Below are 26,970 nucleotides of genomic sequence, written 5' to 3'. Positions count from 1 at the left end.
GTATTTAAAAAACAACAAAAAGCAAGAGACAAAAAAAAAGGAGAATATTTCTATTCTCCTTATAAAAACTCAGTTTACGAGTCAAAATAACTGAAAGCTTGGCAATGACCTACTCTCCCATACTCTTGTGTATAGTACCATCGGCGATAAAAGGCTTAACTTCTGAGTTCGGAATGGGGTCAGGTGTGTCCCTTTTTCCATTATCACCAAGCAAATTCTTGTAACGTAACATTCACGTATACTAATAGACGCTTAAGAGAGTCTTTAGTATCAACTTACATTGATCGATTTATTTCAACAAAAAAGCCTATTGAGCTTTTCATATGATAAAAACCAAGTCAATGGACTTATTAGTATTGGTTAGCTAAACACATTACTGTGCGTACACACCCAACCTATCAACCACATAGTCTATATGGAGTCTCATAGGGATACCTTATCTTAAGGGAGGCTTGGCATTTAGATGCTTTCAATGCTTATCCTTTCCGAACGTAGCTACTCGGCTATGCTTTTGGCAAAACAACCGACACACCATTGGTTCGTCCATTCCGGTCCTCTCGTACTAGGAACAGCTCCTTTCAAGTATCCTGCGCCCACAAAGGATAGAGACCAAACTGTCTCACGACGTTTTGAACCCAGCTCGCGTACCGCTTTAATTGGCGAACAGCCAAACCCTTGGGACCTTCTCCAGCCCCAGGATGCGATGAGCCGACATCGAGGTGCCAAACCGCCACGTCGATATGAACTCTTGGTGGCGATCAGCCTGTTATCCCCGGAGTACCTTTTATCCGTTAAGCGACGGCGATTCCACTTTCCACCGCCGGATCACTAAGCCCGACTTTCGTCTCTGCTTGACTTGTAGGTCTTACAGTCAACCTATTTTATACCTTTACGCTCTACTCGTGATTGCCAACCACGATGAAATAAGCTTTGGGCTCCTCCGTTACTTTTTAGGAGGATACCGCCCCAGTAAAACTGCCCGTCTGGCAATGTCCATATTCCAGATTCATGGAATTATGTTAGACTCCCAACTTGTTAAGACCAGTATTTCAACGATGACTCCCACTCTCCTAACGAAGAGTGTTCACAGTCTCCTGGCTATGCTACACATAACAAATCAAGAATCAATACCAAAGTACAGTAAAGGTTCACGGGGTCTTTTCGTCCTTTTGCGGGTAAACAGCATCTTCACTGCTACTACAATTTCACCGAGTCTTTCGTTGAGACAGTGCCCAGATCGTTACACCATTCGTGCAGGTCGGAACTTACCCGACAAGGAATTTCGCTACCTTAGCACCGTTATAGTTACGGCGGCCATTCACCAGGGCTTGGGTTCAATGCTTTGCCTTGCGGCTGACATATTCCTTTAACCTTTTGGCATTGGGCAGGCGTCACACCATATACTTCCCCTTAGAGGTTTGCATAGTGCTGTGTTTTTGTTAAACAGTCGCCTGGGCCATTTCTCTGCGGCCTTCCGGAGCTCATACCGTAAAGGTAATCACCCTAAAAGGCTCCCCTTCTTCCGAAGTTACGGGGATAATTTGCCGAGTTCCTTAACGAAAGTTATCTCGCGCGCCTTAGAATATTCATCTCGCACACCTGTGTCGGTTTAGGTACGGTCACCATCAACAGCTAGAAATTATTTCTTGAAAGCATTGCGCTACACTATCAGTTCCTCCGAAGATTTCCCTTAACCACAACCTAACCTTATGTTAGCGGATTTACCTACTAACCAGTCTCATTGTGATACGGACATTTCCAATCGTCCGCGTGCTTAACGTACTCCGTCATTCCATTGCTAAAGTTTTAGGTGGTACAGGAATATTTAACCTGTTGCTCCATCGTCTACGCATTTGTGCCTCGACTTAGGGGCCGACTAACCCAGGGAAGACGAGCTTGACCCTGGAAACCTTGTGCTTACGGCGAGGAAGATTTTCACTTCCTTTATCGTTACTTATGCCATGGATCTTCACTAGCATCCGCTCCAGCACTCCTTACGGTATACCTTCACTGCTGAATGCTACGCTCTCCTACCGCGTATATATAAATATACACCCGCGATGTCGGTTTTATGCTTGAGCCCCGATTATTATTGGCGCGATGATTCTCGATTGGTGAGCTGTTACGCACTCTTTAAATGATTGCTGCCTCTAAGCCAACATTCCAACTGTCTTAGAATCACCACTTCCTTACTCACTTAGCATAAAATTTGGGACCTTAATCGGCGGTCTGGGCTGTTCCCCTCTCGACAACGAAGCTTAGCCCCCGCTGTCTATCTCCCGGACTCGCTTTTGGTATTCGGAGTTTGATTTCCGTTGGTAAGCCGGTAGGCCCCCGCTAGAATTCAGTGCTCTACCCCCAAAAGCTTAATATCCGAGGCTAACCCTAAAGTTATTTCGGAGAGAACAAGATATCTCCAAGTTTGATTGGCCTTTCACCCCTATTCACAACTCATCCAAACATTTTTCAACATGTACTGGTTCGGTCCTCCACAAGGTCTTACCCACGCTTCAACCTGGTCATAAATAGCTCACTTGGTTTCGTGTCTAAATCAAACGACTAAACGCTCTATTAAAACTCGCTTTCGCTTCGGCTCCGGAATGTAAATCCCTTAACCTCGCCGTTTAACTTAACTCCCTGGCTCATCATGCAAAAGGCACGCCGTCAACCATTGCTTTCGAAAAAGCTAATAGGTCTTCGACCGCTTATAAGCTATTGGTTTCAGGTTCTATTTCACTCCCTTAACAAGGGTTCTTTTCACCTTTCCTTCACAGTACTGGTTCACTATAGGTCATTGACTAGTATTTAGACTTGGAGAGTGGTCTCCCCAGATTCAGACTAGGTTTCACGTGTCTAGCCCTACTCAGGTATCGAATAGAGTCTCTTGTTTTTTCGTTTACGGGACTATCACCCTGTGTCGTTCTACTTTCCAGAAGTATTCAACTAAAACTTAAGATCCCATGTTATCGACCCTACAACCCCACATTAAAAACGTGGTTTGGTCTAATCCCCTTTCGCTCGCCGCTACTCAGGGAATCTCTTTGATTTCTTTTCCTCTGCTTACTAAGATGTTTCAGTTCAGCAGGTGTCGCTTTATATGCCTATGTATTCAGCATATAATGGTAGATGATTAATCTACCGGGTTGCCCCATTCGGAGACCTCCGGGTCATAGCTTTATACCAGCTCGCCGAAGATTACTGCAGGTAAACGCATCCTTCATCGCCTGTCAATGCCAAGGCATCCGCCAATAGCTCTTACTAACTTGGTCTGTAAATTATTGATCCATGCAAGTTAACTTCACCTAAAGACATATATTCTTAAACGTCTATTATTATATGTGAATTTACTTGTTACCATATTATTTACATAACATACTTGATCGTAAACTGAATGTTTTGTAACCCACGCTTAACAACGCAAAAGAAATAGAATACAAGTTTTCAAAAATGCTTGCCCAACCTAGTCAAACCGTCCTAAAACGGTTATCCTTATCCTTAAAAGGAGGTGATCCAGCCCCACCTTCCGGTAGGGCTACCTTGTTACGACTTCATCCCAGTCATCAGCCTCACCTTGGGCGCCTCTCTCCTTTGCAGGTTGAGTCAACGACTTAAGGCAAAACCAACTCCCATGATGTGACGGGCGGTGTGTACAAGGCCCGGGAACGTATTCACGGCGTTATAGCTGACACGCCATTACTAGCAATTCCGACTTCATGTAGTCGATTTGCAGACTACAATCCGAACTGGGGCCAGCTTTGAGGATTTGCTCCATCTCACGATATTGCTACCTTCTGTACTGGCCATTGTAGCACGTGTGTAGCCCTGGGCATAAGGGCCATGCTGACTTGACGTCATCCTCGCCTTCCTCCTGGTTAACCCAGGCAGTCTCGCTAGAGTTCCCACCCAAAGTGTTGGCAACTAACGATAAGGGTTGCGCTCGTTGCGGGACTTAACCCAACACCTCACGGCACGAGCTGACGACAGCCATGCAGCACCTGTGTATCTGTCCTTGCGGAAAACGACATTTCTGCCGCGGTCAAATACATGTCAAGCCCAGGTAAGGTTCTTCGCGTTGCATCGAATTAAACCACATGCTCCACTGCTTGTGCGGGCCCCCGTCAATTCTTTTGAGTTTCACCCTTGCGAGTGTACTCCTCAGGCGGCATACTTAACGCGTTAGCTACGACACGGATAGGGTTGAGACTATCCACATCAAGTATGCATCGTTTACGGCAAGGACTACCAGGGTATCTAATCCTGTTTGCTCCCCTTGCTTTCGCGCCTTAGCGTCAGGTGTAAATTAGAAAAGCGCCTTCGCCACTGGTGTTCTTCCACATATCCACGCATTTCACCGCTACACGTGGAATTCCCTTTTCTCCATCTACCCTCTAGAAAGATAGTATTAGATGCCGATTTGGGGTTGAGCCCCAAGATTTGACATCTAACTTTCCTTTCCGCCTACACGCCCTTTACGCCCAATGAATCCGATTAACGCTAGCACCCTCCGTATTACCGCAGCTGCTGGCACGGAGTTAGCCGGTGCTTCTTTACCTGGTACGCTCAAATCAGTTGGATATTAGCCAACTTCTCTTATTCCCAAGCGAAAGTGCTTTACAACCCTAGAGCCTTCATCACACACGCGGCGTCGCTTCGTCAGACTTTCGTCCATTGCGAAAGATTCTCGACTGCAGCCTTCCGTAGAAGTCTGGGCAGTGTCTCAGTCCCAGTGTTGGCGGTCAATCTCTCAATCCGCCTAGACGTCAAAGCCTTGGTAGGCCATTACCCCACCAACAAGCTGATATCCCATAGACTCTTCCCCAACCGAAAGGTCCGAAGATCCCCTTCTTTAATGTGTTTTAGATTCCTAAACACACCACATTCGGTATTAGCGGTCGTTTCCAACCGTTATTCCCAAGTTGAGGGCAGATTATCTATGTATTACTAACCCTTCCGCCACTAAACAACAACCGAAGTCATTGTTCCGTTCGACTTGCATGCCTCATCCACGCCGCCAGCGTTCAATCTGAACCAAGATCAAATTCTCAGAAAAAATAAAATTTTAAAAACTAACGGATTTTAAAAACCCGAACAAGCATTTTTTACTGGCTTGCATTCTATCTCATTTGCGTTGTTAAGAAGAGAAGATTGGCCTTGCCAAGCTCTCGTTGCGCACCCACATCGAAGTGTGAGCTCTTTCCTCTTTTCGCTTTTCGTAGCGAAGAAGAAATCAATATCTTATACAAACGGCATTTATTTATGCAACATATTTTGGTGCAGTTTTTTCATTTCACGATTTTTCGATTTTTAATTTTCTGCCCCACAATGCTCTCTGAGCCAGAAAAATCTCTTTTGAATTTTTTTGAAAAATTCTTCTTTTTTCTGTTTTTGGATGCCAATGCCTTCGCTTTAAATTCCAATATTAACCCTTTGAACTTCTACCCATTACCAATAAACCTAAAATTCGCTCCAAAGCTCTTGCCAGGCAAAAAAAAATTTATTTTACTCCTTAAAAACTCCTATTTTAAGAATGCAGAATAGTGTCTCTTATTCTATATAAGGATTAAAACTTTCCGAGACTGCCTTCCTAATGAACTTCAGTTTGGACTCCACGGAATACTTGAAGCCTGCGAGTGAATGGACAGAATTTAAAAACAGGGCCGTCTTGTAATCTATAATTAATGAAAAACATTCAGAATCTTTAGTGGAAAATATTTGAGAAACACTCAGATCTATAAGCCTGATTAGCGCTATCTACTGAATTATTAAGATCACGGGCTTTTTGTCTTGGATAAATATTATCATCGAGATAATATTTTCTCTTAAGATTTCACAGATGGCGAACGTAGCTCAGTTGGTTAGAGCGTCGGATTGTGGTTCCGAAGGTCGCGGGTTCAAGCCCCGTCGTTCGCCCTTCTTTATCTTCTTTGTTTCTTTTGCGATTCTTGCTATAACCAAGTATTAGAATTATTAGAATAAATTCTCACTCTACTAAAAACCTTGTGTCTATTCATGGTAAGAGAGCGACAGAAATCTAAATCTGCTTTGTTTCCTTCGATACCTTATGCGGTTAGGGCGAGCATCTATTTGTTTTTGGCGTGTTTTTCTGGTTTGAGTTTATGGAGTTTCCATAATACTCAGCCCTGCACACAAAACTGGATAGGTTTATTAGGGTGGTCTTTAAGCTCCTTTCTTTTATATTGCTTCGGAGCAGCATCTTTTCTTATTCCCCCATATTTTTTATGGCTATCTTTTTTGAATGTAAGGAAAACTCCCACAAAAATTTTACATCGTAAAGCATTAGCGTTTGCCTCTCTTCCTATATGCTCTTCAATATTGCTATCGATGTTTTCTCCAACACAAACATTACCGCACATTTTAGACTCGCGTCTTCCTAAATTCATTTTAGGAATAAATCCTCCAGTTTCTTATTTAGGAGGAATTCCTTTTTATATTCTTTATTCAGGACAATCTTTCTGTTTAAAGCATTTGATTGGTTCTGTGGGCACAGGCCTGATCTTTTCTTTCATACTGTTCTTTTCTGTTTTTTATCTTTGCGGCGGTATCATCTTAATTAAAAAAAAAATCCTGCAAAGGTTCCTCAAAAACAAATTTCAAGCCTTCTGGCATATCTGCAAAAGCATATTAAAAAGATTAACTAACAAGCAGAACTATCTTCCTAAACCATCTATTAAAGTCCCTTCTGCTCCCATAGCAAGGAATGATTCGAGAAAATTACCGACGCCCATCGTCTCTTTACCTATAGAGAAGGGAGATTTGTTTGACGATGTGCATATAACCCAACAAAACTCTTCAGAAAGAGCGACTCTTTTTCTAGCGCCACACCCTCAAAAGCGTATTTTATCTTCGTTTACGAAACCAGAAAACCCGGTAAAGAAAGGGTCAAAAATTACTGTATTACCTCTATCTACACCTCCTCCCAAAAAGCGTCCTGAGCAGTCTCCTCTTATGAATTTATCAACACTTGGAGAGGGGAATTCTGAGTTGCCTCAGTATCATCTATTAAGTAAGAGCGACAATGCAAAACCAGAATCTCTTCGTGAAGAACTACAGAAAAAAGGTGTTCTGTTACAACAAACCTTAGAAAGTTTTGGGATAGAGGCTGATATTGGAAACATTTGTTTCGGCCCCACACTTGCAGCGTTTGAAGTACAGCCACACACGGGTGTTAAGGTTCAAAAAATTAAAGCTTTAGAAAATGACATAGCTTTGAATTTACAGGCTTCAAGCATTCGTATTATTGCTCCGATTCCAGGGAAAGCTGCCGTAGGTATTGAAATTCCCAATCCTTATCCTCAGCCTGTAAACTTCCGTGATTTATTGGAAGATTATCAAAAACAAAGTCACAAGTTACAAGTTCCTCTTTTACTAGGGAAAAAAGCTAATGGAGATAATTTCTGGGCCGATTTGGCCACAATGCCTCATTTAATTATCGCAGGAACGACAGGCTCGGGGAAATCCGTGTGCATCAACACGATTGTCATGTCTCTTATTATGACAACGCTTCCTTCTGATATTAAACTCGTTATCGTTGATCCAAAGAAAGTAGAACTTACTGGTTACTCTCAACTTCCTCACATGTTAACTCCGGTGATTACGGAATCACGAGACGCTCATAGTGCTTTAGTCTGGCTTGTTAAAGAAATGGAACTTCGTTACGAAATTCTAAGATTCCTGGGGCTCCGGAACATTCAAGCTTTTAATTCTCGCAAGAGAAATGTTGATATAGAGGCATCTTTTGATAAAGAAATACCAGAAAAAATGCCTTTCCTTGTTGGAATTATTGACGAGCTTTCCGATCTTTTACTCTCTTCTTCTCAAGATATAGAAACGCCGATTATTCGCTTAGCGCAAATGGCACGAGCAGTGGGTATTCATTTAATCTTAGCTACGCAAAGACCTTCGCGCGATGTCATTACTGGGTTAATTAAAGCGAACTTTCCTTCTCGCATAGCATTTAAAGTCGCTAATAAAGTGAATAGTCAAATCATTATAGATGAACCTGGGGCTGAAAATTTGATGGGGAATGGAGATATGTTAGTTGTTTCTCCCTCATCTTTTGGAGCTGTTCGTGCTCAAGGAGCTTATATTTGCGATGAAGACATTAACAAAGTCATAAAAGACCTGTGTTCTCGCTTCCCCACGAAATATGTCATTCCTTCATTTGATACCTATGAAGATTTTTCTAGCGAGGATTCTTCAGATAGAGATCCTTTGTATAATCAGGCAAAGACTCTAGTGCTTCAAACAGGAAACGCCTCTACGACTTTCTTACAAAGAAAACTTAAGATTGGCTATGCTAGGGCTGCTAGTTTGATAGATCAGCTTGAAGAAGCTAGAATCGTGGGCCCTTCAGAGGGCGCGAAGCCTCGTCAAATCTTAATACAAATGCCTCCGCAAGAAGGATAAGCCTATGAAAGGTTTTTTCCCTCTAGCCTCAGGTTCGAAAGGGAACTGCGCCTATTTAGGAACAGACTCGTGTAAAATTCTGATAGATTTGGGTATTAGCAAACAACAGGTAACTCAGGGTCTTCTATCAATGAACGTACACCCTGAAGATATTCACGCCATTTTTGTTTCTCATGAGCATTCCGACCATATTTCTGGGATTAAAAGTTTTATAAAGGCATACAATACGCCGATTATTTGCAACTTAGAGACTGCGCGAAGCATATGTCAGTTATTAGATGTTCATCCAACTTTTAAGATCTTTTCTACAGGAACAATATTTTCTTTCTGCGATCTAAAAATCCAAACGTTTAATCTCCCTCATGATGCCGTAGATCCTGTAGGTTTTATTTTCTACTATCGCGGTGAAAAGCTTGGTTTTTGTTCTGATTTAGGTTGGGTAACCTCATGGATTGCTCATGAACTTTACGATTGCGACTATTTACTTATAGAAGCAAATCATGATCCTGAGCTTGTTCGACAATCATCTCGTCCTGATATTTATAAAAAACGAGTTCTTAGCAAGCTGGGGCATATATCTAATCATGAATGTGGAGAACTCTTACAAAAAATCCTTACTCCCAAGATAAAGAAAATCTATCTTGCGCATCTCTCTAGCGAATCCAACACCCCTGAATTAGCTTTATCTACAGTATCTTCTGCAATAGAGAACCTGACCTCAGTTATTCCTATCATTGCAGAAAGTCATGACATATCTGATCCTATCTATTTTAAGTCTTTAGTAAGCGTATGAAATTAGAATGTGCTCCGCAGACTCTACATATTTCTCTAGATCAGAACTGGAAGGAGAGCACCCCCTACAGGATGGATAGGGCTGAACAGTTACTCAATTTCAAATTTCTTCCTTTTCTTACTTTTTCGGATTGGAAGATAGAAGAGAGGGTGCGTCGGCTATGTCAGAAAGCCCAAAAAAAGCGTTTTATATCTCCTCTAGCAAAATGGCTTGGAGAACTTCATAAGCAAGATTTGGTCACTCCCCCTATGCCGCCTGTAGCAGTATGCTGGATCAATTCTTATATTGGCTATGGGGTCTTTGCCAGAGAAAGCATTCCCGCCTGGACATATATTGGCGAGTATACAGGAATACTGCGTCGTCGCCAGGCTATTTGGATGGATGAAAATGATTATTGTTTTCGATATCCGTTATCTTTATGGCTATGGCGTTATTTTACTATTGACAGTGGCTTTCAGGGAAATTTTACTCGCTTTATTAATCATAGCGACAAGCCGAATGTAGAGGCTATAGGCGTCTTCCAAAATGGATTATTTCACGTGATTATTCGAACGATTCAAAAAATTGAAGCGGGCGAGGAATTGTGTTATCACTACGGCCCGCTATATTGGAAGCATAGGAAAAAACGAGAAGAATTTATTCCTGAAGAAGATTAGGAATCTAGTCTTTCTCGTATGTTCCCATTAGCTCTGCATTATCTATTGTATGACCTTCCATCACTTCGAGAAGCTGATCTCTTGTTACATTTTCTTCTGACGGCAAGATAGTATCTAGAGCATAGCAATAGAAGAAATATCGATGTTGTCTATCTGGTGGGCATGGCCCTTCATAGCAACCTTTCCCTGAAGTATTTAATCCTTGAACAGCAAAAATACTCGCGCCTTCTACAAGCTCGGTTATGGCTGGAGAGAGATTATATACCACCCAGTGAATCCACAGACCATCTTCTCGTAAATTTTTTGGCACATCGGGATCTTCAACGATCAAAGCTAAGCTTTTTGCTTCCGCGGGAACATCTTTGAATATTAAGGGTGGAGAAATATTAATTCCTTGACATGTATATTTTTTAGGGATCGGTTTTCCGTAATCAAATGCTGGTGAAAGTAATTGCATAACTCGTCTCCGTTTAGATATCTAGATTTTGCAAAACATTGGATTTAGCATCTTCTTTCAGCTTAAGTAAGGCAACTTCTCGATTTGTTGATAACACATCCTTAAACAAAGCTACCAAAGCTATAGAATTTAGAATCACCATACCCGCAAACCCCGTGTCGGAAAGGCTCCAGATCCATCGCATGTCTACTATGCCTCCAAGAGGGATAACGGCAACGAAAAGAATCTTCAACAAAGAGTTAGCCCGTTTCCCTGGGATCATATATTCCAAACTTTTTTCTGCGCAAGCAAACCAGGTCAAAACTGTTGTATAACCAAATAAAGCCATTGCTAGGATAACAACCAATCCTCCGAGGGAGCCCAGACTTGATCTAAAAGCATGCAACACCATAAGTGTTCCTTCTTGTCCTGAAACATAAGCTCCCGAAACAATAAGAACAAGCATAGTAATCGAGCATACCATAACAACAACTACAGGAGGTAAGAGGGTAACCAACCCATCAATCACAGGATTCTTACTTCGAGAATCGGATTGTAAAATTGACACCATACCGCTACCGCAATCTGTTGCCATAATAGCTCGGCTCATTCCTGTTGAGATCACCTGAGTTACTGTATAGCCTCCCAAACCGGCAACCGTAGCCTTGATTCCCAAAGCAGAGGTGACGATAAGTTTCAATGCCGGAAGGATCATAGAGCTGTGTTGAGCGAGAATAATAAGACAAGAGAGAGCGTAGAAGCCAGCAATAAAAGGAATTACACGAGCTGAAAATCTAAGAATGCGGTGATTTCCACCAATGAGTACGGGAACAATTGTTAACGCAAGAAAGAGTCCTATAATAAACTTTAAGGAAATGCTTTCCGCGCACAGAGGAACTATGCAATTAATTTGCGCGAAATTTCCTGCAGAAAAAGCAGTGATAATCGTGAATATGCAGAACAGTCCGGCCAGAAATTTACTTCCCATACCGTAAGCTAGGCAAGCTGTGGGCCCCCCGATAAACTCCCCGGACTCTCCACGAAGTCTTCGATATTTGATTCCTAAAAAAGATCCGGAGTATTGGACTACGGCACCTAAAAGAGCGGCTAACCAGATCCAGACCAGAGCTCCCGGGCCCCCGCAAGCGATAGCAATAGCCATCCCCGCAATATTCCCCGTACCAAAGTTCCCAGCAAGTATACCGGCCACGGCTTCATAACGAGATACCTTACCCTCTACAGTAGATGAACTCTCCTGCTTATTTTTTAACATGAGATCAAAGCCGAGCTTTAACCCTGTAAATTGTAGACCTCGTAATTTCCATGTTAATAGCCCACCAAGAAATAAAATCATGGGGAATACGCAGAAGGAAATGCAGAAATTATTTAGTTGTTCTAGAAAATGTAACATTTGTCTCTCTCTTTATTGCTAACAGTGTTCTTTGGAAGATCACGGGAAAATTAGCTCGTGGCTTCCTTTCCTGGATTAGGGGAAAGGAAGCTTCGTTATAGAGAGCTTAACAAGGTTGAGATATCACAACATCTAAAAGCTCGGGCCACCTTTCCCCATGCACAATGGAGGCAACGGTCCCGGCATCTAATCCTAAGATGGAGGAAAAATCAGCGATATCTTCTTCGGTAAATACACCCTGAGAGGCAGCTTGAGAAAAAACTTCGCTTAATTCGGACATGAACATATTCCAAATCCAATCGCGGCTTTGCATTTTCTTCATACCTTCAATTAACGAAGGATTCTCAGCTAAAAGCTTTAATAAAGCTAGGGGATGAAGTTCTCTAATACGGTTTAAAGCGCTCTTAATCTCGCTCTGAGACATGGCTAACGAAATAGAAGATTTTTCAGCAGCAGCAGACACAACGAAAGAGATGTCTCTTTTGTCCTGATCTGATATCTGATCTTCGTATTTCTTAAAGTTAGCTTGCACTTTCTGTATGTCCTTCTTAGATTGACTACGTCGAGCAAATAATCTTCGCGAACGACGGGAAGGCTTTTTTTCGCTTTCCGTGAGTATAACAGATTCGTTATTTATGTCCTTCGAGTTTTTTGGTCTCTGCTTTGATCCATAAGAGTTCGAGCAGCAACTACTCAAACTCAAGAGCAATATCAGACCGCCAAAACTATACTTATAGATATATTTTTTCATTACTTTTGTTAAAAATTAAAATTAAAAGTTATACTATTATAACACAAATGCATTAAAAAATAGCCCTATTTGCGAACTTATTTTTAATATAAAGATTTTTAACATCATAAAGACCTCCCTTCTCTAAACTCCACAGGGAAATGATTCTTGAGTTTCTCGAGTTGATTTGTTATTGGCCATTTTGTTATTAACATGGAGCATTTATTTTATGCCCTTTGTTAAGGGAAATTAACATAACAATTAGACGCCGGGGGATCTTATGTTAAAAATCCTTACTATTCGAAGCTGCGCCCTCCTAGCGGCTTGTCTTTTAAGTTTGCCTTACATTTCTTTCGGGGCTCCGACTTCGTCGATGCTCCCAACCTCCCCCTCTTCTGGCAAAGGAAAAATAGGATCTGATTCTTGGATCGAACATAAACTGCGTCAGTATCCAGAGTTACTCTGGTTAACAGAGCCCTCCTCAACAACGGAGGGGATTACAACCACATTCAGAACAGCTTATTCTTTATCTCTTTTTGATAAAAAATTACCCGCTTTTGACGTCGCTATACGTAGTTTGATTTACCTACACTTATTGATACAAGGCTCTCGTCAATCTTACGCTCAGCTCTGTCAATTACAGCCTTCAGAAAATAACATCACGTTTAAACAATTCCAAACTGCCCACAGACAGTTAATTTATTTCTTAAACTCTCCCAAGCACTTTGACAACACTCTAAAAATTTTAGAGACAGCAATTGTTTTAAAACACTTAGGATATTCAGCGAAGGCTACTGCAAATTTTAAACCCTACTTCACAGAGTCTCGAGCTGATGCCTTTTACGCAAAAGCTTTGCACGTGTTGCAGGCCTTCCCAAAACTAAGTCCTTCATATTCTCGATTATCCCCTGAGCAAAAAGAAGTTTTAGTTTCGCTACGCCGTTTAGCTGACTACGATTCCCTATTCAATCTTACCACGATGCCAAGCGCTCAGCTTCTTTCTGTGGGGAGAGCGAAACGCCCCCTAGTGGTTTTAGATTTATATTTATATGCTCTAGATATTTATGGCAGGAACAACTGCTCGCAAGAGTTTTACTATAATTTTGCCCCTCTGTTATCCATGCTACAACAGCATGCTACTGTAGAAGAAGCTTTTTCCCGTTACTTTACTTACAGAGCGAATCGCCTAGGATTTGAGGGGTCTTCTCGTAGTGATATGGCTTTAGTGCGTTTAGCAACGCTTATGGAACTCTCTCCGGAAGAAACTAGCGCTCTATCTTGGAGTTTTAAAAACCTTCCTATCGACGAATCAGAAAGCTTGGTGAATAGTTTTTACACTATGCAAGGGGAACACGTTCCTTTAGATATACACGGCCTTCCCAATCTTATTACCGGTTTATTGCAAGCAAATCATGGAAGTGCAACAGTAAGCCCAGAAAGCCGTTTACGACAGATTTACTCCACGGCGCTATCTTTAGTAGTAAAAAGCTTACGAGTACACAAGGATATGATGAAAAAGCAGCTGCTTGATCAAGCGACTGTTTTGGACTTTTCAGAAACTACAGGTTCTTGCGGCGGATTAGATATTTTCTCAGAAAATATAGCTGTGCGTGTGCATCTAAATGGTTCTGTGAGCGTTACACTATAAAGTGCAACGCTACTCTACTACAACTTTTCGAAAAGATTTGCCATTTCTAAAGCTGTTTCCATTCCAGACACGCCTAAGTGTGATCCTTTGATTCCAGCACGTTGCCACGCAGAATCTACACTCGGAGCTGTGATAACAGAAAAAGTAATTGGAAGACCGTACTCTACTGATAGCTCGCTAACCCGTGCCGCCACTTGATCCGCAATAAGATCATAATGTGAAGTTTCTCCTTTAATAAGAACACCGCAAGCCACTATCGCGTGATATTCCATTCCTGAGGAGAGAAGCTTTTTTAACGTGCAAGGAATCTCAAAAGATCCTGGAACACGCACCACAGTCAGCATGTCTTCTGAACCGCCTAGATCCAGAAAAGTTTGTTGCGCTCCTGAGACCAATGCGTCTGCTATAGGTCCATTAAAACAAGCGCCAACAATAGCAACTCTCATGCCTCTTGCTGATGCCGTCCCTTTCAATATTTTCATATAATCCTTGAATTATCTTGTGTTTACTTCCCTAACGAAAGAGAGGTCTATCCAATGCCCCATACGCTCTTTTTTTGTGCGTAGGTAATTTTCATTTTCCTCAGAGACATTGACCGGAAGAGCTATTCGATCTACAATTTCCAATCCAAATCCCTGAAGACCAAAATATTTATGGGGATTATGGGTAATCAATTTGATCTTTGTCAATCCTAGATCAGCTAGAATCTGAGCCCCTATCCCGTACTCCCTAGAATCTACAGGGAAGCCAATTTCTAAGTTCGCGTCTACAGTATCGTACCCACAATCTTGTAAAGCATAAGCACGGACCTTATGACCCAATCCGATTCCCCGTCCCTCTTGTCCACGTAAGTAAACAATGACTCCCCTACCTTCTAATCCGATATATTCCATAGCTGAGCGCAACTGATGTCCACAATCACAACGAATGGATCCCATAACATCTCCTGTGAGACATTCAGAGTGCACACGAACAAGAACATTCTCCTCACCTCTCACATCACCTTTTACCAAAGCGATATGTTGAATACCGTCGAGGAGAGATTCGTAAACATGAATATTAAAATCTCCATATTCTGTAGGAAGGCGCGCGGAGGAAACTGGAACTACCAGCCTTTCGGATAACCTCCGATAGGCTATCAAGTCAGAAATAGAGATCACTGAGAGACCATGCTGATTAGCAAATTCTATAATTTGAGGAAGGCGCATCATAGTGTGGTCTTCGTTAACAAGCTCAGAAAGAACCCCACAAGGTTGCATATTTGCCAAACGCATAAGATCTAAAGCAGCCTCTGTATGTCCTGCACGTTTTAATACGCCTCCAGGAGTCCCCACTAGGGGGAAAAAATGCCCCGGACGGACAAAATCCTCAGGGCTGCTGTTAGGATTTGACAATAGCTCCACTACTTTAGTTCGATCTGCTGCAGATACTCCGGTTGTTATACCTTGCGCTGCATCCACGGATACAGTAAATGCTGTGTGGTAACGACAACAATTATCTTTAACCATAGGAGGGAATTCTAAGGCTTTTGCTCTTTCAGGTTCTAAAGAAGCGCAAATAATCCCCGTCGTATATTTAAGAAGAAAAGTCATCTTTTCGACGGTCATCTTCTCACCTGCTATGACCAGATCCCCTTCGTCTTCTCTCGAAGCTTCATCGACAACAATAACAAATTTCCCTTCAGAAATATCTGCTATAGCTTTTTCTATTGGGACAAAACACGATGCACGTGCACCATCACTAGATGTTAACACTGGAGCCCCCAATTACTGATTGCTTCTCTCTTAGGAATGCTAATAGAAACCACCTATTCACTTCAATCTCTTACCCTCTTTCCTCTCTCCAAGGATTTCCCAAGAGGTTTTTAAAGAATTTCCTAGCACTACAGAAAACTTAGGAATAATTTCTTGAGCAGAGTGCAAACGTAGTCCTAGATCTCCAAAAAGAGGTTTTCGTTGATCTCCAAAAATTTTTGGACCTAGGTAAAGGACTAGAGCATTCGCCAAACGTTCTTTCAAAAAAGAAGTATGTAAAATAGATCCGCCTTCAACAAGAACTTGTAGCACTGTTTTGTTAGATAAATATGCCACTAATTCATGCAAATCTACTTTAGATTCTCTGGGTTGAGTAACCAAAACTTCCACACCAAGATCTTCTATATTTTTGATATGCTCGCTTGAGGATCGCGTTGTGGTTACATAGAGAGATTTTCCAGGAACATGAAAAACTTTTGCTTGAGGAGGCACTATTCCAGAACTATCCACAACTACACGTAAAGGTTGATTAGAATACAGCTCTCCGGAAGGCTTTCTAGCTGTTAATAGGGGATCATCTTGCAAAACAGTTTTAGAACCTATAACAATAGCTTGAGAACTTGCACGAATTTTCCCCACATCAGCTCGTGCTTCCGGACAAGTGATCCATTGAGATTGCCCATCGCTATCCGCAACCTGTCCGTCTAAAGTTGCAGCACTTTTAATAACAATCCAGGGTTTCCCATAGGTTCTCTGGTATATATAAGATTTTAAAGAAGACTCAGCCTCCTCTTTTCCCAACCCCACATAAACACGTATACCCGCATTTCTTAATGCAGCAATTCCCTTACCAGAAACACGACCATCAGGATCTAGTAAAGCCACATAAACAGTAGAGACTTTATGTTTGATTAATAAGTTCACACATGGCGGCGTACTTCCATAATGACAGCATGGCTCTAAAGTCACATACACATCACAACCCTCTATAGACTCGGTTGTAGAGTTTACGGCCTCTTCTTCTGCATGTGGTTGGCCTTTTTTCTTGTGATACCCTTCCCCTATAATCCGTCCATTTTTTACGATTACACAACCAACCCAGGGGTTAGGTGGAGCAGAAAGTCTTCCATTTTCTCCTAATTCTATAGCTCTCCGCATAAAAAATAGTTGTTGCTCAGAGAAATCTTCCATATACTTTGCCGTTATAAGAAAAGGTAATTAAAGAGATACGAGGATGTTGGATATAAAATTAATACGCAAGGCACCTGAAGAATGTGAAACTCGTCTTCGTAAGAAAGATCCAAGTATTTCTCTTCTTCCTATTCTTAATTTGGACAAGGAGGTCCGACAACTCAAAACTGATTCGGAATCTTTGCAATCTCAAAAAAAACTGCTATCGCGACAGATCCATCAAACCAAAGCCCGGAACGAAGATGCCTCCGATATGATAGGTGAAGTTGAGCGAATTTCCCAAGAACTAACAAGATTAGAAGCTCTACTTGAAGAAAAGGACGCTGCCTTACAAAATTTACTCGTACGTCTTCCTAATTATCCTGATGAAGACGTCCCTATAAGCCCTGACAAAACAGGAAACCGGGTAATTAAAAGTGTTGGCTCCCCATCAACTTTTTCCTTCCCCCCTAAGCATCATCTAGAATTAAATCAAAAATTACAAATTTTAGATTTTAAGCTTCCTGGGAAAACTTCGGGATCTGGGTGGCCCGCATATAAAAATCGGGGAGTTCTTCTAGAATGGGCCTTGCTCACCTACTTATTACAGAAGCAGCAATCACATGGATTTCAATTATGGTTACCCCCTCTTCTGGTAAAACGTGAAATTCTTTTCGGTTCTGGTCAAATTCCCAAATTCGATGGTCAATATTATCGTGTAGAAGATGGAGATCAATCGCTTTATCTCATTCCTACAGCAGAGGTGGTTCTTAATGGCTTCCACTCTCAAGAAATTTTTAATGAAAAAGATTTACCCATATATTACGCGGCGTGCACACCATGTTTCCGTAGAGAAGCGGGGGCCGCAGGAGCTCATGAACGCGGTCTTGTTCGAGTACATCAGTTTCACAAAGTAGAGATGTTTGCGTTTACAACTCCAGAACAGGCAGATCAAGCTTATGAAAAAATGCTTTCTATTGTTGAGGAAATTCTTACAGAGTTAAAACTCCCCTACCGCTTATCTTTACTCTCTACAGGGGACATGTCCTTCACGGCCTCAAAAACTATAGATGCCGAAGTTTGGTTACCTGGGCAGAAATCCTATTACGAAGTTTCTTCTATTTCACAGTGTACGGATTTTCAATCCCGACGTTCAGAAACTCGTTATAAAGACAGCCAAGGAAAAATGCACTTTGTTCATACTCTGAACGGCTCGGGTTTAGCAACACCACGATTATTCGTTGCAATTTTAGAAAATAATCAGCAAGAAGACGGCTCTGTAATTATTCCTGAAGTTTTACGTCCCTACTTGGGAAATCAAGAAGTGTTGTCGGCTCAAGAGTAGAGTTACTGCAAAAATGAAAGAGCCTAAGGCAATATAAATCGCGTACCTCATGGATACAACTAATGAAAACCGAGTATGATCATTTCAAAAATGCAACGCCTGAAGAACATCTAAAGACGGTTAAAGATCAACGCGGGGTTTGCGTCGGCGAACCTCATACAACGCTAAAAGGTTTTTTCTATCATCTCTCAAGTGATGCCTTATCCTCAGGAATTTTTTTATTTTTCATCAGGACCCTAGCATTTCTTCTTCCGATTTCTCATGGATCGCAAGCAGAAATGCTATTCTCATTAGGATTAGGATGGATTTTTTATCTAGGCTGTTTGAAGGCCAAAAAAGCCTGGTCTTACATGGAGCTCTCGCACCGTTTTATGCTGCAAGAAAAAGAAGAAATAGAAAAGCATCCTGAGCAAGAACGCTTAGAACTCAAAGCCATTTTTAAAAATCAAGGATTCAAGTCTCCCCTTTTAGAAGAAATGGTGGATTATGTCGCCTCCGACTCCACCCTCCTCCTTGACACCATGATCCGAGAAGAGCTCCATATTTCCTTGGAGAATTTCCCTCACCCTTTAAAACAAGGCGGAACGCGTATGCTTGGAGGGTTTATCGGATTAATTCTCTTCCTACCCCTAGTTCTCTGCTCTAGTTATACAGTAGCTGGTGTATTGTCAGGGATCCTCATCACAATCCTTTCTGCCACTAAAGCAAAAATTTTGGGTAATGACATAATTACAGAGGTAGTTTGGGTTTTAGGTATTTTTATTACCTCCATAAGCATTGTTTGCACTTGTGTAAAATTTTTATAGACCCCGGGTATCATCGTGTTCTCACAACTCTTCTCCACTCCATTTTCACCAGAAGTCCTAAATGATTTTTTTGAATCAGGAATGACAGAAGATAATAGCCCGATGTTATCTCGGAAAAATCGGTTGTTGAGTCGTAACCTTTCTCTAAAATCCGCGTGCCTTTCCTTAGGGACGTATCTGGGTGCTTTAGCATTCTACTGGTTGCACATTGTTGATGTTTCCAATTTATTTGTTATTTTCACCTTCTTTCTTGCTGGGACTCCAGCCTTAATAAAATCTTTAGATGATATTCGCAATAAGACTGTGAATATTGACATTTTGATGACGTCAGCAGCCTTTGGATCCATTTTTATCGGCGGAGCTTTAGAAGGGTCTTTACTTCTTGTTTTGTTTGCTATTTCCGAAGCCCTTGGACAAATGGTATCGGGAAAGGCAAAGAGCACGCTAGCCTCATTGAAACATTTAGCCCCAACCATAGCATGGGTAGTTGGCGAAGATGGCAACCTAGAAAAAACTCCGATAAATCAAGTTCTGGTTGGCAATATTATTCGAGTAAAGAGTGGGGAGATCGTTCCTCTAGACGGAGAAATTATTCACGGTTCTTCCTCTATTAATCTCATGCATCTTACCGGAGAAAAAATCCCTAAGTCTTGTCAGGTAGGTTCTATAATTCCTGCAGGGGCTCATAACCTTGAAGGAAGTTTTGATCTGAAAGTTTTAAAAACAGGAGCGGATTCAACAATCGCTCATATTATTAATTTGGTCATTCAAGCGCAGAAATCCAAACCACGTTTACAACAACGTTTGGATAAGTATTCCTCAGCTTATGCTTTAACGATCTTTGCTATTTCGATAGCTATAGCTATTTTAGTTCCTTTGTTTACCTCTATTCCTTTCTTAGGACCTAACAGTGCCTTTTATCGTGCATTAGCTTTCCTTATTTCTGCGTCCCCTTGCGCATTAATTATCGCGATTCCTATTGCTTATTTAAGTTCTATAAACGCTTGTGCGAAACACGGTGTACTTCTTAAAGGCGGGGTAGTTTTAGATCGCTTAGCATCTTGTGATTCTATTGTTATGGATAAAACAGGGACGCTAACAACGGGAGAGCTTACCTGTATTGGCTGTGATAATTTTGGTCCTGAAAATCCAGATTTTTTCCCTTCTATTTTAGCTTTAGAGCAATCTTCAATGCATCCCATAGCTCAAGCTATTGTTATTTATCTTATAAAGAACAATGTTTCCTCGCGTCCTGCAGAAGAATACTGTGTGATTCCAGGGAAAGGTGTTCGGGGAATTTTTCAAGGTCAGGAAGCCTTCGTAGGGAAAATAGATACCGCCTTACAAAAAATCCCTGGGGAGTATGTTCAGGAAATAGAAGATCGTGTGCATACTGCCCGACAACGCGGAGAAATCTGTTCGCTTGCATATCTACAAGGACATTGCGCCTTATTTTATTTTAAAGACACCCCACGACCTGATGCTGGAAAAATTATAAAAGAGCTCAAGGATGAAGGTTACTCTATTAGCATGCTCACAGGAGATCATCAAGTCAGTGCAGAAAATACCGCAAAGCTCTTAGGAATTTCCGAAGTATTTTCAAATTTATCTCCCGATGATAAATTAGAGAAAGTACGAGAGCTTGCGAATCAACGCCACATAGTCATGGTCGGTGATGGAATTAACGATGCCCCAGCTCTTGCTCAGGCAACTGTTGGTGTCGCTATGGGGGAAGCTGGAAGCGCAACTGCTGTGGAGGCTGCGGATATTGTTCTTCTCCATGATGCAATTTCTCTGCTGCCCTGGATCATCAAAAAAGCAAAGAAAACACGAAGAATCGTTACTCAAAATTTAGGACTAGCCTTGGCCATTATTCTGCTAGTTTCCTGGCCTGCTTCTTTAGGGATTATTCCCCTATGGCTGGCAGTGATTCTCCATGAGGGTAGTACGATTATTGTAGGGCTCAACGCTTTACGGTTACTGAAATAATCTTAGTATTTTGAGAATCTACGACTGTAGATACTTTGTAAGATTCCTAATGACGCCATCGTGGAAATAACTGAAGATCCACCATAGGAAACCAAAACCAAGGGCACTCCGGTAATAGGCATCAATCCACACATCATGCTAATATTGATTATAACATGCATAGAGATATGTACTGTGATTCCTGCAGCTAATAATCGGCCAAAATCATCAACGGCAACAGCCACCGTTCTACAGCCGAAACAAATTAAACAGTAAAACATCCACAAAGCGAAAAAAAGACCAACCAATCCAAATTCCTCTCCTAAAGCTGGAAATACCGAGTCCGTATATCCATAGGGAAGCCAGCCTCTTCCAGCAAATTCTCCCGATTTCCACCCGCGTCCCTTAACTCCTCCTAATCCAATGGAAATTAATGATGCTCGCTGATGATGATTTGAAGGGCTTAATCTTTCATACTGATATTCCTTGATCACCTTTAATGCGTAAGGCTTTACTGTTTCATGAGAAATCATTCCAGAAAAAATCAATAGGGAGCAAAGAAGACCAATTCCTGCAAAGGTTGCACAGATTTTCACAAACAAGGGGTGAATATTCCCCAAATAAAAAATCACCAAAGCAACGGGGCATAAAACTAAAGCTGTGCCTAAATCCGGTTCTTTAAAAATAAGGAAAAAGGGAATACCGACAATAACACAGGCTATGAAAGCTGTCGTCTTTGAAGAGATTTCAGATTTGCGTATATCTAACATGTAGCTGAGCATAATCACGACAATAAGCTTAGCATATTCAGACGGCTGAACACTTAAACCAATGAAGGGAATTTTATACCATCGATGAACATTTTGCACTGTGGGGACAAAAAACAATCCTGCAAGGCTCAAAATCATAAGAATGTAAAGAACCCACGCCCAACTTCTTAGCTTATGGTAATCGAGCCACATACAAACGAAAAAAACCGTCCATCCCAAAGCAAAATGGCGAAGTTGCATGATACTTTTATTCGTCAGCAAGCCCTTTGATGAGGTTACGAGTATCGTTGATGGGTCCATAGAAGAAATTACAACTATGCTAATCATCATTAATACAATAATGACAACAAACACCCAGTAATTGACATAGCTGAAATATCTAGTGTTTCTCATAATGCTCTTTATAAATTAAGAGTGGGGATACTTCCAATGAAAGTTATTTACTACGAAATAGCAGAAACTCCATCTACCAACGCTACAGCAAAACAACTCATACATCTGTGGAATCCTCAAGCTCTTACTGTTGTTTCTACTCGAAAACAGACAGAAGGAAAGGGGAAATTTAATAAAACCTGGATATCTTCTGATAAAGATCTTACCCTTTCCTTATGCTTTTTTATTACCGAATTAGACATTGATGTTAGCCAATTATTTCGTTTAGGGACAGAAGCTGTTCTCTCTTTAATTCAAGATTTAGGAATCTCTAATGGCACTATAAAATGGCCAAATGATGTGTTAGTAAATGGAGCAAAGCTTTGTGGAGTTCTTAGTGAAACCGTCCCTATGCACAGCCATCTAGGAATCATCCTGGGGATCGGAATCAATGGTAATACAACAAAAGAAGAGCTTAATTCTATAGATCAACCAGCAACATCACTATCTATACTTTTAAATCATACCATTGATCTCGAAGAGATTCGCGATAAACTTATTGAGCACGTAAAGCAAGGGATTTTACAAAAATTTCCGAAAATCTTAGCGAGAGAAATGAATCATAGGGAGGTCTAAAAAACGAAACATCCTCGAAGCCACCCATAACGATGCGCTTGATCTTTGCTTTAAGTATTTCTCAACAGCTTGCTCATACGCAGAAGTCTCAAAAGCAAAAAGATTATCCCTAGCCCAAAAATCTTCTAAAGATCTCACAATTGATTCTTGCTCATGATTTTCCCCCACAGCTTCTAATATCTCCTGAACAAGCTGAGGAAGAGTTTCTTCCATTTCTTGAAAAGCAAAAAGGATATCGTAGCTGTGTTTTAAAAAAATTCTCCAAGAAATCTTATGATGCTGACATAAAAACTCTGTTTCCTGAGATAAACGAGGGATAGTTAACTTCCCTAAAATAGACAGAGAAAGGAGGGCCCTACGTTTGGCAATGGCATGGGAAAGGAGAGCCTCCCAAGAAAACATAATGTTTTTTACGAGATAATATAGTTGACAATACGCCCCGAGACAGGCTCCCAACAATACGCTAAAAATGATTACAAAAACTAATCCTGCCATAGGGCTACATATGGCTCACTAATGATAAAAAAGCAACAGGGGCTACATGTAGGTAAGGATCTCGGCATCGGTAAGCTCGCGATATTCCCCGTAGCGAAGACCTCCAAGAACAAAACTTCCTATACGAATGCGTGAAAGCTCTAGAATAGGCAATCCTGCAGCTTCAGCAAATAAACGAATCTCGTGCTTTTTCCCTTCGTTGACAATAATTTTAATCGTACCACGACGGATTTTCTCAACAGAAACAGGGCGGACTCTTTTACCATCGATAATCGTACCTCCCATAAGATCTTCAAGATTTTTCGCAGTAACATCACGGCTCACCTTAAGCAAATACTCTTTGGTAATTCCGAAAGAAGGGTGAATAATCTTATTAGAAAATTCTCCATCATTTGTTACTAAAATTAATCCAGAAGTTTCCTTGTCTAGTCTCCCTACTGTGAATACCCGATAAGGAAGATGAGAGAATAAATCGATAACCAACTTATCCCCTGGGAATTTTCTCTCCGAAGAACATAAATACCCCAAAGGTTTATGCACCATGAAGTATACCTTCTTGGTCATGCCTACGCGACGCCCATCGACCTTCACGGTATCAGTTTCTTCGTCCACAAGAACGAAAGGACCCGGAGCTACGCGACCGTTCACAGTTACATGTCCTGAAAAAATAATTTCATCACACTTTCTACGAGACGCAACTCCCGAAGAAGCCAAAAATTTATTGAGACGAACCTTTGTCATAATATTCTCCATACGAGACATATATTTTGCCTAAGAATACCAATAGAGGTCCACTGTTCTTTGTTATAAAAAAATATTATCTAGAAAAATCTTTCCTATAGACAAAGTTTTTTTGTTTCTATGCTAATACTCTTAACCTTATTATTCAGGATGTCATGGCTTTTCTTATCTTATTACGACACGGGAAATCGGTCTGGAATGAAAAAAATCTTTTTACAGGATGGGTTGATATTCCCCTGAGCCAAAAAGGGATAGACGAAGCCATTCTCGCAGGTCAGGTAATTAAAGACCTTCCTATAGACTGCATCTTTACCTCCTCTCTTGTGAGAAGTTTAATGACGGCTTTGCTTGCTATGACACACCATAGCTCTAAGAAAGTCCCTTACATTATTCACGATGCTCCCCAGCAAAAACAAATGAGTAGGATTTACAGTGAGGAAGAACAACACATGATCCCCCTCTACCGTTCTAGTGCTCTAAACGAAAGAATGTATGGGGAACTTCAGGGGAAAAATAAACAAGAAACGGCAGAGCAATTTGGTGAAGAGCAAGTGAAGTTATGGAGACGCAGCTATAAAATAGCCCCTCCCAAAGGAGAAAGCCTCTATGATACGGGACAACGCACTATTCCCTATTTTCAAGAAACGATTTTTCCTTTACTGCAGAATTCAAAAAATGTATTCATCTCCGCGCATGGAAATTCCCTACGTTCGCTCATTATGGATATAGAAAAATTAAGTGAAGAAGAGGTACTCTCTTTGGAGTTACCTACAGGAAAACCCCTAGTGTATTTATGGACCGGCCACACGTTCGAACGACGTCCAGAACCATTTGGTTAAACAACCAACAAGCGATTCCTCCTTCAGTTTCAGTAAGAGAGAGCTTAGAAACCTACTCTGATCCATTTTCTTTGACACCTTCATCGGCGATGAAACTTCTTAGTGAAACTGAAGAAGCAGCTCGAAAACTTGTCGGATGTTCAGAAGAAACTCATACTTTTCATTTTCTTCCGCATTTTCCCCACGCTGTGGCTATTATCGTCGCTGCTTTATTGGAAAATTTAACGTTTTTCCAGGGGAAAAACCACCTTTTAGTCTCCGCACATGAGCAACAATACGCTATTGATGCTATTTGCCGTCGCCAGGGATTAGGGACAACATATGATTGGGTAACGATAAACTCGTCCGGGAGACTCTCCAAAGAACAGCTTACAGAAGCGCTAACACCACGCACCTTACTCTTTTCATTATCTGCTGCTAATGGCATGACAGGACTTATCGAACCTATAGAAGATTTACAACCTCTATGCAAAGATCGTGGTGTAGTCTTGCACTTAGATCTCTGTGATATTCTAGGACGTGCGGCTCTCACTCCATCTATGCTTGATGCGGACATCCTTACGTTTTCTTCCCTGGCTTTGGGAGGGATTGGAAATATAGGAGGAATGTTTATAAAAAAATCCCTCAGTAAGTTCTTCAATTTATGGCTACCGACACATTCTCCAGGCACCTTATGTTTGGGTTCTGTAGCTGCTATGAAAACAGCCTGTCAGGAACGTTTGTCCTCCTTTTCTTCTTTAATCTTAGCCTCAATAAATCTAAGGAATAAACTTGCAAAAGAACTCCAAGCCGCCTCACCCGATGTGCAGTTTCTGTTTCCAGAATTAGAAAACAAGCTTCCCAATGTGATGATTGCTACGATTGGTGACGCTCCCGCAGAAAGTTTAGCATTTTTCCTACATCAACAAGGAATCTACCCAGGGCTTGGCTACGAACGCTTCCAACCTCTATCCCAAATTTTACAAAATTGTGGTGTGTCACCTTTCCTCTGTCACAGCGCTCTACATTTTTCCTTCACTGAGAAAATAAAAGACGAACAGTTGGCATCTTTAGGACGCGTTATCCAAGCTGGCCTCGCGCATCTTCAATCCGCAATCCCGAGCTCCGTATGACAATTCCATTTCAACCTGTAGCCTCTTGGGCAAGTGTTTCTCCAAAAGTTATGAAGAAATTTCATAAATTTTATTGTGGGGGGACCTTTTCAGCAGAAGATGCTGAAACAAAAGGTGCCTGTCTGATTATCGGCAGCCAAGGCCACAGACTTACAGGGAACTATGTGATATTTTATTGGCTGATAGACAAAGTAAATGGAAAAATTATCGATGCAAAATTCCAATATTTTGGGCATCCCTTTTTACTTGTCCTTGCAGAAACAGCATGTAATTTGGTGATTGGTAAAACCTACGCCCAAGCCTATAACCTCACAGTTAATAATATTGATACCGAACTACGTTCTCATCCCAATAAACCCGCTCTACCAGAAAGTAGCGCGGCTTTATACCATTGCATTATCGATGCTATAGATACCGCAGCAGAACAATGTATGGAAATTCCTCTTGAGGATGGATCCCTACCCTTAAAAGAGTCCTTCCTGCCTTCAGAGATAGAAGATGCCAATCCTTATACTCAAGAAGCTTGGGAAGCTTTATCTTTGGAATCACGGCTCCACGCTCTACGAACAATAGCCGAAGAAAAAGTCTCCCCATACACAGCTCTTGATGGGGGTAGCGTTTTTATAGAAAGTCTTGAAGAAAACATTGTAACAATTTCCTATGCAGGAAATTGTTCTGGATGTTTTTCTGCTATAGGATCTACATTGAATTCTATAGGCCAACTCTTACGAGCCTACGTTTATTCCGAACTACAAATTAAAGTAAATGAGGCCTCTTTAAATTTTCCTATGTCTCAGAACCCCGACGAAACTAATTAACTTTTAAAGTTCGTGAATTGTCAATAATTCGTATCTTTTGATA

20 protein-coding genes, 1 tRNA gene and 3 rRNA genes are annotated in these 26,970 nt (G+C 41.3%); 12 read left to right on the top strand and 12 right to left on the bottom strand.

Annotated elements, in window-relative coordinates:
- Nucleotides 1-96: 96 nt before the first annotated feature.
- The 3 genes from rrf to CF_RS00660 all read right to left on the bottom strand — a co-directional run bounded on the left by rrf (nucleotide 97) and on the right by CF_RS00660 (nucleotide 5,050).
- Nucleotides 97-211 (bottom strand): 5S ribosomal RNA (rrf, locus tag CF_RS00670).
- 118 nt (nucleotides 212-329) lie between these two features.
- Nucleotides 330-3,269 (bottom strand): 23S ribosomal RNA (locus CF_RS00665).
- A gap of 229 nt (nucleotides 3,270-3,498) precedes the next feature.
- A 16S ribosomal RNA gene (locus CF_RS00660) occupies nucleotides 3,499-5,050 on the bottom strand.
- Together the 16S, 23S and 5S rRNA genes form the textbook arrangement of a ribosomal RNA operon.
- Before the next feature lie 786 nt (nucleotides 5,051-5,836).
- Here CF_RS00660 and CF_RS00650 point away from each other — a divergent pair.
- From CF_RS00650 to CF_RS00635, 4 genes are all read left to right on the top strand, one after another.
- Nucleotides 5,837-5,910, top strand: a tRNA-His gene (locus CF_RS00650).
- A gap of 99 nt (nucleotides 5,911-6,009) precedes the next feature.
- Complete coding sequence (locus CF_RS00645) at nucleotides 6,010-8,427, top strand: FtsK/SpoIIIE family DNA translocase (protein WP_011457684.1); 2,418 nt, start codon at nucleotides 6,010-6,012, stop codon at nucleotides 8,425-8,427.
- A gap of 4 nt (nucleotides 8,428-8,431) precedes the next feature.
- Nucleotides 8,432-9,220, top strand: coding sequence for an MBL fold metallo-hydrolase (locus tag CF_RS00640; RefSeq protein ID WP_011457683.1), 789 nt, complete (start codon nucleotides 8,432-8,434; stop codon nucleotides 9,218-9,220).
- Entirely contained in the window at nucleotides 9,217-9,876 is a 660-nt protein-coding gene (locus CF_RS00635; RefSeq protein WP_011457682.1) for an SET domain-containing protein, read from the top strand. Before CF_RS00640 ends, CF_RS00635 begins: the two co-directional genes overlap by 4 nt.
- A 4-nt stretch (nucleotides 9,877-9,880) precedes the next feature.
- Here CF_RS00635 and CF_RS00630 read toward each other — a convergent pair whose 3' ends face one another.
- The 3 genes from CF_RS00630 to CF_RS00620 form a co-directional block, all read right to left on the bottom strand.
- Nucleotides 9,881-10,333, bottom strand: coding sequence for a YbhB/YbcL family Raf kinase inhibitor-like protein (locus CF_RS00630; RefSeq protein ID WP_011457681.1), 453 nt, complete (start codon nucleotides 10,331-10,333; stop codon nucleotides 9,881-9,883).
- A gap of 13 nt (nucleotides 10,334-10,346) precedes the next feature.
- A complete protein-coding gene (locus CF_RS00625; RefSeq protein WP_011457680.1) occupies nucleotides 10,347-11,723 on the bottom strand; it encodes an alanine/glycine:cation symporter family protein in 1,377 nt (458 codons plus the stop codon).
- Nucleotides 11,724-11,829: 106 nt separating this feature from the next.
- Entirely contained in the window at nucleotides 11,830-12,474 is a 645-nt protein-coding gene (locus CF_RS00620; protein ID WP_011457679.1) for a hypothetical protein, read from the bottom strand.
- 259 nt (nucleotides 12,475-12,733) lie between these two features.
- On the opposite strand from CF_RS00620, the gene CF_RS00615 reads away from it, so the two are divergent.
- A complete protein-coding gene (locus tag CF_RS00615) occupies nucleotides 12,734-14,101 on the top strand; it encodes a hypothetical protein (protein ID WP_011457678.1) in 1,368 nt (455 codons plus the stop codon).
- A gap of 17 nt (nucleotides 14,102-14,118) precedes the next feature.
- Here the strand turns inward: CF_RS00615 and ribH are convergent, their stop codons facing one another.
- From ribH to ribD, 3 genes are read right to left on the bottom strand one after another with little or no spacing between them, the layout of a single operon-like run.
- The gene (ribH, locus tag CF_RS00610; protein WP_011457677.1) at nucleotides 14,119-14,583 is read right to left on the bottom strand and encodes a 6,7-dimethyl-8-ribityllumazine synthase; all 465 of its coding nucleotides are present in this window, start codon (nucleotides 14,581-14,583) and stop codon (nucleotides 14,119-14,121) included.
- Between the two features lie 12 nt (nucleotides 14,584-14,595).
- Nucleotides 14,596-15,855: a bifunctional 3,4-dihydroxy-2-butanone-4-phosphate synthase/GTP cyclohydrolase II gene (locus CF_RS00605; protein ID WP_011457676.1), complete on the bottom strand. Its 1,260-nt coding sequence runs from the start codon at nucleotides 15,853-15,855 to the stop codon at nucleotides 14,596-14,598.
- Nucleotides 15,856-15,912: 57 nt separating this feature from the next.
- Nucleotides 15,913-17,046 carry a bifunctional diaminohydroxyphosphoribosylaminopyrimidine deaminase/5-amino-6-(5-phosphoribosylamino)uracil reductase RibD gene (gene ribD / locus CF_RS00600; RefSeq protein WP_011457675.1) on the bottom strand — a complete coding sequence of 378 codons (1,134 nt, stop codon included), beginning with the start codon at nucleotides 17,044-17,046 and terminating at the stop codon, nucleotides 15,913-15,915.
- A gap of 43 nt (nucleotides 17,047-17,089) precedes the next feature.
- On the opposite strand from ribD, the gene serS reads away from it, so the two are divergent.
- From serS to CF_RS00585, 3 genes are all read left to right on the top strand, one after another.
- Nucleotides 17,090-18,370 (top strand): serine--tRNA ligase, encoded by a 1,281-nt coding sequence (serS, locus tag CF_RS00595; RefSeq protein WP_011457674.1) that lies wholly within the window; start codon nucleotides 17,090-17,092, stop codon nucleotides 18,368-18,370.
- Between the two features lie 62 nt (nucleotides 18,371-18,432).
- On the top strand, nucleotides 18,433-19,176 hold the full coding sequence (locus CF_RS00590; protein ID WP_011457673.1) for a VIT1/CCC1 transporter family protein: 744 nt from the start codon (nucleotides 18,433-18,435) through the stop codon (nucleotides 19,174-19,176).
- A 15-nt stretch (nucleotides 19,177-19,191) separates the two neighbouring features.
- The gene (locus CF_RS00585) at nucleotides 19,192-21,165 is read left to right on the top strand and encodes a cation-translocating P-type ATPase (protein WP_011457672.1); all 1,974 of its coding nucleotides are present in this window, start codon (nucleotides 19,192-19,194) and stop codon (nucleotides 21,163-21,165) included.
- A gap of 2 nt (nucleotides 21,166-21,167) precedes the next feature.
- On the opposite strand, the gene CF_RS00580 is transcribed toward CF_RS00585, so the two are convergent.
- Entirely contained in the window at nucleotides 21,168-22,307 is a 1,140-nt protein-coding gene (locus tag CF_RS00580) for an FtsW/RodA/SpoVE family cell cycle protein (RefSeq protein ID WP_011457671.1), read from the bottom strand.
- A 36-nt stretch (nucleotides 22,308-22,343) separates the two neighbouring features.
- Here CF_RS00580 and CF_RS00575 point away from each other — a divergent pair, with 36 nt between their 5' ends.
- A complete protein-coding gene (locus CF_RS00575) occupies nucleotides 22,344-22,922 on the top strand; it encodes a biotin--[acetyl-CoA-carboxylase] ligase (RefSeq protein ID WP_011457670.1) in 579 nt (192 codons plus the stop codon).
- Here the strand turns inward: CF_RS00575 and CF_RS00570 are convergent.
- Nucleotides 22,890-23,417, bottom strand: coding sequence for a hypothetical protein (locus CF_RS00570; RefSeq protein ID WP_011457669.1), 528 nt, complete (start codon nucleotides 23,415-23,417; stop codon nucleotides 22,890-22,892). The two genes, CF_RS00575 and CF_RS00570, sit on opposite strands and share 33 nt — an antisense overlap.
- A gap of 42 nt (nucleotides 23,418-23,459) precedes the next feature.
- The gene (locus CF_RS00565; RefSeq protein WP_041467926.1) at nucleotides 23,460-24,158 is read right to left on the bottom strand and encodes a pseudouridine synthase; all 699 of its coding nucleotides are present in this window, start codon (nucleotides 24,156-24,158) and stop codon (nucleotides 23,460-23,462) included.
- Nucleotides 24,159-24,313: 155 nt separating this feature from the next.
- Here CF_RS00565 and CF_RS00560 point away from each other — a divergent pair, with 155 nt between their 5' ends.
- The 3 genes from CF_RS00560 to CF_RS00550 are packed head-to-tail and all read left to right on the top strand — an operon-like array spanning nucleotide 24,314 to nucleotide 26,927.
- On the top strand, nucleotides 24,314-24,997 hold the full coding sequence (locus CF_RS00560) for a 2,3-bisphosphoglycerate-dependent phosphoglycerate mutase (RefSeq protein WP_011457667.1): 684 nt from the start codon (nucleotides 24,314-24,316) through the stop codon (nucleotides 24,995-24,997).
- Entirely contained in the window at nucleotides 24,952-26,109 is a 1,158-nt protein-coding gene (locus CF_RS00555; RefSeq protein WP_011457666.1) for an aminotransferase class V-fold PLP-dependent enzyme, read from the top strand. The genes CF_RS00560 and CF_RS00555 overlap by 46 nt, the downstream gene beginning before the upstream one ends.
- Nucleotides 26,106-26,927, top strand: a complete 822-nt coding sequence (locus tag CF_RS00550; RefSeq protein WP_011457665.1) for an iron-sulfur cluster assembly scaffold protein — start codon at nucleotides 26,106-26,108, stop codon at nucleotides 26,925-26,927. The genes CF_RS00555 and CF_RS00550 overlap by 4 nt, the downstream gene beginning before the upstream one ends.
- Nucleotides 26,928-26,970: the final 43 nt, after the last annotated feature.

The sequence above is a fragment of the Chlamydia felis Fe/C-56 genome, assembly GCF_000009945.1.
GTDB lineage: Bacteria > Chlamydiota > Chlamydiia > Chlamydiales > Chlamydiaceae > Chlamydia > Chlamydia felis.
Note: the sequence above shows the minus strand (reverse complement) of the source record. Positions and strands in the feature narration are given on the sequence as shown.